Below are 7,626 nucleotides of genomic sequence, written 5' to 3'. Positions count from 1 at the left end.
TTCAGGCGCACGGCCTCTTCGACGGCGATTTCGTCAAAGGGGTTCATGCTCATCTTCACGTTGGCGATGTCCACACCGGTTTGGTCCGACTTGACTCGGACCTTGACGTTGTAGTCCACCACGCGCTTGACGGCGACGATTGCTTTCATGGGAGGAACTCCATCAGTACAAAGAAAGAAGTGGCGTAGGCACGTGGGCGCCTGCGCAGGCAGTGAAGGGCGTGTGCCGAAAGCGTCCAGGCCGGGGCTCAGAGCACCACGGGGATTTCCGTTGCGGGTGGCGTGTTGCGGCTGCGGCCGCAGCGCACCAGGCCGTCGATCATCACCATGCCGATGCCCGGGATGTCGCCCAGCTGCACGCTTTCGAGCAGCGTGGCGCCGGCCGTGTGCTGGGCGCGGTCCATGAACACGAAGTCCGCGGCGCGGCCCACTTCGATCAACCCGCAGTTGAGGTTGCGGATGCGCGCTGTGTTGCCCGTGGCAAAGCAGAACACCAGCTCGGCCGGGATGTTGGCGAAGCTTGCGATCAGCGCGATCATGCGCAGCATGCCCAGGGGCTGCACTCCCGAGCCCGCGGGCCCGTCGGTGCCCAGGATCACGCGGTGCGGGCACTTGAGCTCCATGGCGGCGCGTGCGGCCTCGATGGCGATCTTCTCGTTGCCGTTGTGCACCAGCTCGATGGCGCGCGAGGACTTCTCGCACAGCTCGCACACGTGCTTCCAGGGCAGCGAGGTGTGGCCGCCGTTGATGTGGCCGATCACGTCGGCATCGGCTTCGAGCACCACGTCCTTGTCGATCAGTCCCGAGCCGGGAATCGACGGGCCGCCGGTGTGGATGGTGCTCTGGATGCCGTACTTGCGCGCCCAGGCCACCATCTGCTGGGCCTCGTAGCCCGCCTTGACGGTGCCCAGGCCCACTTCGCCGAGCAGGGTCACGCCGGCGTCGGCCATGTCCTTGAAGTCCTGCTCGACCATGCCCTTCTCGATGATGGGCGCACCCGCGATCACCTTCACGCCGCCGGGGCGGAAGTTGTCGAACGCGCGCTGCGCGGTGATGGCCAGGGCCTTCAGGCCCACGATGTCCTTGGGCCGGCCGGGCAGGTGCACCTCGCCGGCCGAGACCATGGTGGTCACGCCGCCGTTCATGGTCGAGTCGATCCAGCCGATCTGGTTCTGGCGCGGCGTCCAGTCGCCGAAGACGGGGTGCACGTGGCTGTCGATGAGGCCGGGGGCCACGCAGGTCTGGCGCGCGTCGATGGTGGTGCGCGCGTGTTCGGTGTCGCAGTCCTTCTCGCGGCCCACGGCCACGATGAGGCCGTCGTTCACGACGATGGTGTCGGCGTCGAGGATGGGGCGTTCGAGGTCGCCCGAGAGCAGCAGGCCGATGTTCTTGATGACGACTTTGCCGGAGCTTGCGGTAGTGGAGAGGTCTGCCATGGAGGGTTCCAGTCGGGGGAGGGATGGACGGGCAAACTGCGGCTATCGTGGGGCTGCAATTCGTGTAGTGAATACTACATAAGAGGCCTGCGTCGTGCAAGATGGCAAGCACTGCAAAGTGCTGTCGCCAGAAAATCAGACGGGTTTGCGAGACAGCCAGGCTGCGCCCTGCCGAATCCGCGGATCGGCAGGAGGTTCCTGCAAGACATGGGCCTTGGGGCCGGGGGAGGGCGCCTGGCGCCTCAGGACGCCCGCACGGTCCTGAGCACGGTGTCGATCATGAACTCGTCCCAGTGCGCGACGGCTTCAGGCTGGTCGATGTCTTCGCCCAGGAAGGCCGAGAGCGTGTAGCGGTTGGACTGGTAGAAATAGCCCATGGAGGCGATCAGCAGGTACAGGTCGCGCGCGCGCAGGTCGGCGCGGAACTCCTTGCTCGCCACGCCCGCGGCCAGCACCTGCTCGATCACCGAGACGGCGGGCGAGGAATACTCGCGCGCGCGCATCGACTTGGAGATGTGCTTGCCCTTGTGCAGGTTCTCGGTGTTGAGCAGCGTGACGAACTCGGGGTGCTTGCGGTAGTACTGGCTCACGAAGCGCACCACCGCCTTGAGCGCCTCGACGGGGGTCTCGAGGCGGATCTCCAGGGTCGTCTCGGCGTCGTTCATGCGCCGGTAGATCTCTTCGAGCACCTCGATGAAGAGGCCTTCCTTGCTGCCGAAGTAGTAGTAGATCATCCGGTCGAAAGACTTGGCCGCCTTGGAGATCTTCTCCACGCTGCCGCCTTCGTAGCCGTAGCGTGCGAACACCTTGATCGCCGCCTTGAGGATGTTGTCGCGCGTGGTCTGCGCCGCCTGCTCGCGCACGCCGGTGCGGCGTGTCGAGGGGGCGCGGGTGGAAGCAGTCCGGGTCTTGGTGGGTGTGGCCGACATGGATGATCCGTTGGGTGGCAGGGCAGCCCCTGCCATGCAGGGACTGGGCCTGCCGGGATATTACTGCTCCGCGAAGGCGCGCTCGATCACGAAGTCGCCGGGCTTGGTGGTGTTGCCTTCCTTGAAGCCGCGCACTTCCATCATGTGCTTGAGGTCGCGCAGCATCTCCGGGCTGCCGCAGATCATCACCCGGTCTTCCACCGGGTTCAGGGCCGGCAGGCCCAGGTCGCGTGCGAGCTGGCCGTTTTCGATCACGGTGGTCACGCGGCCCTGGTGCTTGAACTCCTCGCGCGTCACCGTGGGGTAGTACTTGAGCTGCTTGCTCACCATCTCGCCCAGGAACTCGTGCTCGGGCAGTTCCTTGGTGATGTAGTCGTGGTAGGCCAGTTCCTGGACCTCGCGCACGCCGTGCACCAGCACCACTTCCTCGAACTTCTCGTAGGTCTCGGGGTCGCGGATCAGGCTCAGGAAGGGGGCCAGGCCCGTGCCCGTGGAGAGCATGTACAGGCGCTTGGCGGGCAGCAGGTAGTCGATCAGCAGGGTGCCGGTGGGCTTCTTGCCGACCACGATGGAATCACCCACCTGGATGTTCTGCAGGCGCGAGGTCAGCGGGCCGTCGGGCACCTTGATCGACAGGAACTCCAGGTGCTCCTCGTAGTTGGCGCTGGCGATGCTGTAGGCGCGCAGCAAGGGCTTGCCGTTCACGCGCAGGCCGATCATCGTGAAATGGCCATTGGAGAACCGCAGCGCAGTATCGCGCGTGGTGGTGAAGGAAAAAAGGCGGTCCGTCAGGTGGTTGACGGAGAGGACGCGTTCTTCAAGAAAGGCGCTCATGGTCGTAACGTCGGCTAAAAGTTGAGAAATGGGGTGTAAAAGCTGGCTGAAAGGCTGGGGGCGCAGGTGTCAGAGGCTGACATCCAGGCCGGAAAGCTTGTGGCTCACAACCCTCCATTGTTCCGCATCTGGCAAAGGCGGTTTTCTTTTGGTGATAGTGGGCAGTCCCGGAGCCAGCTTTTTGTTGAACTGGAGGAAGATTTCCATGCCTTCGGGCAGGTCGTCCTCGGCATAGATGGCATTGGCCGGGCACTCCGGGATGCAGACCGCGCAGTCGATGCACTCGTCGGGGTCGATCACCAGGTATTCGGGCCCCTCCTTGAAGCAATCGACCGGGCATACATCCACGCAATCGGTGTACTTGCACCGAATGCATGCGTCTGTGACTACGTGCGTCATTTTGGGGCTCCTTGTGCACCATTTCCGGGGGCGCGCAAACACTATTGCGGACTGCGAATGATTGCGCTACATTCGCCTCAAATGTAGTGATCACAACATTTAAGTTAAGTGAATGCTACACAAAACGCCATGAACGTACAAGCACAGAAAACGGTGCGAGGAATGGGTTGCCACGATGACTGAACACACCAAGACCGACGGCCTTCCCGGCATGGATGCACCCGAGCTGCCGCAGGTGCTCGAGCGCGCCCGGCCGCGCAACGAGCGCATGAACGTGGCCAAGGTGGAGTGCAACGCCTGCCCCGTGCTGTGCCAGATCTCCGAAGGCCGCAGCGGCGCTTGCGACCGCTATGCCAACCAGGCCGGCGTGCTGGTGCGGGTCGATCCCGTGGTGCTGCTGCGCAAGACCATGGAGGACGGCGAGGCCGTGCTGGTGCCGTTTGCGGGCCGCGCCGCCGACGCCGGTGCCGAGGGCCAGGAGGCACCCGCAGCGCAGCCCGCCTGGAGTGGTGACCTGCTGCTGACCGAAGAGGTCTTCGTCACCGGCGTGGGCTCTTCCACCACCTACCCCGACTACAAGCCCGCGCCCTTCATCGTCGGCTCCCAGGTCGATGGCGTGGACATGGTCACCGTGGTCACCGAAGGCATTTTCAGCTACTGCAGCTTCAAGGTGAAGATCGACACCGACCGCTTTCTCGGCCCCGAGCAGGCCAACGTGCGCTGCAAGGGCGAAGTGGTGGGCCATGTCACCACCGCCGAATACGGCTCGCAGATGCTGTCGCTGGGTGGCGTGCACCACCTCACGGGCGGCAGCAAGAAGGAAGGGCGCATCGCCAACGAGATGATGCAGCTCCTGGGCAACAAGCAGGCGGTGGAGCTCACCATCGACGGCGGCTCGCAACTCGTGATCCAGGCCGGCCAGGCGCCCATCGTCAACGGCGTGGCCGAGCAGCGCATGCGCGTTGGCTGCGGCTCGGCCGCCATCGGCATCTTTGCGCGCCAGTTCTTCGGCCAGGCCGACGAGGTGGTGGTGGTGGACGACCACATCACCGGCGTGCTCACCGAGCACCAGGCCGGGCGTTGCCTGGACATGCAGTCCTCGGGCATCAAGATGCGCGGGCGCAAGTCCACGCCGGGCCGCTACTTCCAGGTGGCCAACCCGGGCACGGGCTGGGGCGGCACCGATATCGCCGACCCCTTGTCCATCATCGAAGGCTGGGACGAGGCGGTCGCCTGGCCCGGCTTGCGCCTGCTGATGACTTCGACCACCGGGGAGCACGCCAGCTGGTATGTGCTCGACGAATCGCTGGTGCCGGTGGAGGCCGAGATGCCCGACGCGGTGCGCCGCATCGTCGACCGCATCGGCGAGAACTGCGAGCCTTCGCTGACTTCGGTGCTGTTCCTCGGCGGGGCCGGCGGCAGCCTGCGTGCCGGGGTCACCGAAAACCCGGTGCTGCTCACGCGCTCCATCAAGAATGCGCTGGTCAACGTGACCTGCGGTGGCGCCCCGGCCTATGTCTGGCCCGGCGGCGGCATCACCGTGATGGCCGATGTGCTGCGCATGCCCGACAACAGCTTCGGCACCGTGCCCACGCCGGCCATCGTGGCGCCCATCGAATTCAGCATGCGCCGCAGCGACTACGAGCTGCTGGGCGGCCACATGGACCAGGTGCGCAGCCTGCGCGAGGTGCTCGAGCGCGGTGCCTGGCACAACGATGGTGCGCCACAGTCGGTGTCCTGGCTTGCGCTGCCATCGGCCAACCCCTGGCCCCTCGGCCGTCCCCCGCTGCTGGGCTGAAGGCACACCCCACCATGCAAGCCACCCGACAACTGCTGTCCGCCGGCCGCTGGCACCTGCAGCACGGCCCCATGGACGTGATCGTGCAGGCCGAGGGCGATGCGCTCGCCGTGGCCGCGGCGCACGCGCGCGCCTGGGTGCGCTTCGAGGGGCTGCTGCAGGAACTGGTGCGCGAGCTGCCCACGCTGCGCGCGCCGGTGGGCGCGGGCGACTGCCCGCTGCAGGGCCCCGTGGCGCGCCGCATGTGGAGCGCCTGCCAGCCGTTCCGCCAGGACTTCATCACGCCCATGGCGGCCGTGGCGGGCTCGGTGGCGCAGGAGCTGCTGGCCTGCTATGCCGTGGATGGTGTGCAGCGCGCCTGGGTGAACAATGGCGGAGACATCGCGCTGCACCTGGCACCGGGCGCGTCGGCCCGCATCGGGGTGTATGCCGACATCGCCGGGCTCGACGCGGCGCAACTGCAGGGCGGTCTGCTGCTCGACGGTGCCTTTCGCGTCACGGGCACCATGCCGGTGCGTGGCGTGGCGACCAGTGGCTGGCGCGGGCGCAGCCACTCGCTGGGCATTGCCGACAGTGTCACCATCCTGGCGGCCACGGCCGCCCAGGCCGACGCCGCAGCCACGGTGGTGGCGAATGCCGTCAACGTGCACGATGCCCGCATCGTGCGCAGGCCGGCTTGCGAGGTCCAGGACGACAGTGACCTGGGCACCATCCCCGTGACGATTGAGGTTCCGGACCTGCCCGAGGCCCTGGTGCGCGAGGCCTTGCAGGCCGGTCTCGAAAAAGCGCAAGAATTGCAGTCTCGCGGGCGCCTGTGGTGCGCGCTGCTCTCGTGCCAGGGGCAATGGATGGCGACGCCATCGGCCACCGGCCTGCTGGAGCAGGCCGCACCGGGGAAATCCAGCGCCGCTGTTGAAGTTGGTTCAGTATTTGCTTAATGAATTGCACAGGCCATCCCATGATCCAGATCCGACGCGTTTTCACCCATGTTGAAGAAATCCGGCACGAATTCGGGCCCGAGACTGGTGCACCGCTGCTGCGCGGTGCCATCGGCGCGGTGCTCACCAACCCCTATGCCGGGCGCTACGAGGCCGACATCCTGCCCATGATGGACGCGCTGCAGGACGTGGGCCTGGACATGGCGCAGCGCCTGCTGGCGGCCATGGACGTGCCGGCCGAGCGCATCGCGACCTATGGCAAGGGCGCCATCGTCGGCGCCGCCGGCGAGCTCGAGCATGGCGCGCTGTGGCACGTACCCGGCGGCTACGCCATGCGCGAACTGCTTGGCTGGAAGGGCGACCGCAACGCCTACGCCAAGGGCCAGGCCGAGGAAAAGACCGGCCAGCCCGGCAACGCGCTGTCCATCGTGCCTTCCACCAAGAAGGTGGGCGGGCCGGGCGCTGCACTCGATGTGCCGCTCACGCACATCAACGCCAGCTACGTGCGCAGCCACTTCGATGCCATCGAGGTGCGCGTGCCCGGCGCGCCGCGGGCCGACGAGATCGTCTTCATCCTGGCCATGACCACCGGTGCGCGCATCCATGCACGCGTGGGCGGGCTCAAGGCCGCCGACATCAGCCAGTGGAACGGCCTGCGCTGAACCCCGGCATCCATAACGATACGAGAGACCAAGGAGCACACACATGCCAGCCAAGATCCGGAAAATCATCGTCCAGACCGACGAAGTGCGCGTGGAAATGGGCCGCGAGGTGAACCCGCCGGTGCGCAAGGCCCTGGCCATGGCGGTCATCGAGAACCCCTATGCCGGCCGCTATGCGGAGAACCTCGACGAACTGATCGCCATCGGCGAGGAGCTCGGCGCCCTGCTGGGCGAGCGCTGCGTGCGCGCTCTGGGCATTGCGCCCGGCCAGGCCGAAAGCTATGGCAAGGCCGCCATCGTGGGCGAAGGCGGTGAGCTCGAGCATGCCGCCGCCATCCTGCACCCCAAGCTGGGCGCACCGCTGCGCGTTGCCGTGGAAAAAGGTGCCGCGCTGGTGCCGTCGAGCAAGAAGATCGGCGGACTGGGCGCCGCCATCGATGTGCCCCTGGGCCACAAGGATGCCGCCTACGTGCGCAGCCATTTCGACGCCATGGAGGCCCGTGTGGCCGATGCGCCACGCGCCCATGAAATCGTGGTGGCCGTGGTGGTCACGGCCGGCGGGCGCCCGCTGCCGCGCATCGGCGGGCTCACCACCGCAGAAATCCAGGGCCAGGACGGCCTGCGCTGAGCG

8 protein-coding genes and 1 pseudogene are annotated in these 7,626 nt (G+C 66.4%); 4 read left to right on the top strand and 5 right to left on the bottom strand.

Annotated features, from left to right (window positions below; all coding sequences use genetic code 11):
• From AC07PA_RS24605 to fdxA, 5 genes and pseudogenes are all read right to left on the bottom strand, one after another.
• Positions 1 to 149, bottom strand: a pseudogene (locus tag AC07PA_RS24605) (electron transfer flavoprotein subunit beta/FixA family protein); the annotation flags it as partial.
• Between the two features lie 98 nt (positions 150 to 247).
• The gene (locus tag AC07PA_RS24600) at positions 248 to 1,435 is read right to left on the bottom strand and encodes an amidohydrolase family protein (RefSeq protein ID WP_007849417.1); all 1,188 of its coding nucleotides are present in this window, start codon (positions 1,433 to 1,435) and stop codon (positions 248 to 250) included.
• Positions 1,436 to 1,677: 242 nt separating this feature from the next.
• On the bottom strand, positions 1,678 to 2,364 hold the full coding sequence (locus tag AC07PA_RS24595; RefSeq protein ID WP_007849410.1) for a TetR/AcrR family transcriptional regulator: 687 nt from the start codon (positions 2,362 to 2,364) through the stop codon (positions 1,678 to 1,680).
• A 60-nt stretch (positions 2,365 to 2,424) separates the two neighbouring features.
• Positions 2,425 to 3,198 carry a ferredoxin--NADP reductase gene (locus AC07PA_RS24590; RefSeq protein WP_007849408.1) on the bottom strand — a complete coding sequence of 258 codons (774 nt, stop codon included), beginning with the start codon at positions 3,196 to 3,198 and terminating at the stop codon, positions 2,425 to 2,427.
• A 69-nt stretch (positions 3,199 to 3,267) separates the two neighbouring features.
• A complete protein-coding gene (gene fdxA / locus AC07PA_RS24585) occupies positions 3,268 to 3,597 on the bottom strand; it encodes a ferredoxin FdxA (RefSeq protein WP_145694322.1) in 330 nt (109 codons plus the stop codon).
• A 175-nt stretch (positions 3,598 to 3,772) separates the two neighbouring features.
• On the opposite strand from fdxA, the gene AC07PA_RS24580 reads away from it, so the two are divergent.
• Genes AC07PA_RS24580 through AC07PA_RS24565 form a run of 4 tightly spaced genes read left to right on the top strand, consistent with a single transcriptional unit; the run spans position 3,773 to position 7,623 of the window.
• Complete coding sequence (locus AC07PA_RS24580; protein ID WP_494608917.1) at positions 3,773 to 5,395, top strand: 6-hydroxynicotinate reductase; 1,623 nt, start codon at positions 3,773 to 3,775, stop codon at positions 5,393 to 5,395.
• A gap of 14 nt (positions 5,396 to 5,409) precedes the next feature.
• Positions 5,410 to 6,333: a UPF0280 family protein gene (locus AC07PA_RS24575; RefSeq protein WP_494608919.1), complete on the top strand. Its 924-nt coding sequence runs from the start codon at positions 5,410 to 5,412 to the stop codon at positions 6,331 to 6,333.
• 20 nt (positions 6,334 to 6,353) lie between these two features.
• Positions 6,354 to 6,995, top strand: a complete 642-nt coding sequence (locus AC07PA_RS24570) for an amino acid synthesis family protein (protein ID WP_007849400.1) — start codon at positions 6,354 to 6,356, stop codon at positions 6,993 to 6,995.
• 43 nt (positions 6,996 to 7,038) lie between these two features.
• Positions 7,039 to 7,623: an amino acid synthesis family protein gene (locus AC07PA_RS24565; RefSeq protein WP_007849399.1), complete on the top strand. Its 585-nt coding sequence runs from the start codon at positions 7,039 to 7,041 to the stop codon at positions 7,621 to 7,623.
• The last annotated feature ends 3 nt before the right edge of the window (positions 7,624 to 7,626 follow it).

Source organism: Acidovorax sp. GW821-FHT09B03 (genome assembly GCF_059418305.1).
This window is presented reverse-complemented; position numbering and strand designations above follow the sequence as displayed.

Excerpts from the sequence above, each read along its gene's own strand:
- fdxA (WP_145694322.1), bottom strand. The coding sequence starts at position 3,597 with ATGACGCACGTAGTCACAGACGCATGCATTCGGTGCAAGTACACCGAT.
- AC07PA_RS24600 (WP_007849417.1), bottom strand. The coding sequence starts at position 1,435 with ATGGCAGACCTCTCCACTACCGCAAGCTCCGGCAAAGTCGTCATCAAG.
- AC07PA_RS24580 (WP_494608917.1), top strand. The coding sequence starts at position 3,773 with ATGACTGAACACACCAAGACCGACGGCCTTCCCGGCATGGATGCACCC.
- AC07PA_RS24570 (WP_007849400.1), top strand. The coding sequence starts at position 6,354 with ATGATCCAGATCCGACGCGTTTTCACCCATGTTGAAGAAATCCGGCAC.
- AC07PA_RS24575 (WP_494608919.1), top strand. The coding sequence starts at position 5,410 with ATGCAAGCCACCCGACAACTGCTGTCCGCCGGCCGCTGGCACCTGCAG.
- AC07PA_RS24595 (WP_007849410.1), bottom strand. The coding sequence starts at position 2,364 with ATGTCGGCCACACCCACCAAGACCCGGACTGCTTCCACCCGCGCCCCC.
- AC07PA_RS24590 (WP_007849408.1), bottom strand. The coding sequence starts at position 3,198 with ATGAGCGCCTTTCTTGAAGAACGCGTCCTCTCCGTCAACCACCTGACG.
- AC07PA_RS24565 (WP_007849399.1), top strand. The coding sequence starts at position 7,039 with ATGCCAGCCAAGATCCGGAAAATCATCGTCCAGACCGACGAAGTGCGC.